The organism is Streptomyces termitum, assembly GCF_014650175.1.
Taxonomy (GTDB): Bacteria; Actinomycetota; Actinomycetes; order Streptomycetales; family Streptomycetaceae; genus Streptomyces; species Streptomyces termitum.
Window position 1 is genome coordinate 1 of record NZ_BMUL01000055.1, and the last position, 719, is coordinate 719.

The following is a 719-nucleotide window of genomic DNA, read 5'->3' on the forward strand; positions in this document are numbered from 1 at the left end:
AGTAGCACGCTCAAGACCCGAAGCGGAGTGATCTAGCCATGGGCAGGTTGAAGCGGAGGTAAGACTTCGTGGAGGACCGAACCCACCAGGGTTGAAAACCTGGGGGATGACCTGTGGTTAGGGGTGAAAGGCCAATCAAACTCCGTGATAGCTGGTTCTCCCCGAAATGCATTTAGGTGCAGCGTCGTGTGTTTCTTGCCGGAGGTAGAGCACTGGATAGGCGATGGGCCCTACCGGGTTACTGACCTTAGCCAAACTCCGAATGCCGGTAAGTGAGAGCACGGCAGTGAGACTGTGGGGGATAAGCTCCATGGTCGAGAGGGAAACAGCCCAGAGCATCGACTAAGGCCCCTAAGCGTACGCTAAGTGGGAAAGGATGTGGAGTCGCAGAGACAACCAGGAGGTTGGCTTAGAAGCAGCCACCCTTGAAAGAGTGCGTAATAGCTCACTGGTCAAGTGATTCCGCGCCGACAATGTAGCGGGGCTCAAGCGTACCGCCGAAGTCGTGTCATTGCAGTACATACCCCCAACGGGGACTGTGATGGGTAGGGGAGCGTCGTGTGCCGGGTGAAGCAGCCGCGGAAGCGAGTTGTGGACGGTTCACGAGTGAGAATGCAGGCATGAGTAGCGATACACACGTGAGAAACGTGTGCGCCGATTGACTAAGGGTTCCTGGGTCAAGCTGATCTGCCCAGGGTAAGTCGGGACCTAAGGCGAGG

The 719-nt window shown here is 56.7% G+C and carries 1 rRNA gene; it reads left to right on the forward strand.

The features are described 5' to 3' along the window. Nucleotides 1–719 (forward strand): 23S ribosomal RNA (locus IE219_RS31390); the annotation flags it as partial.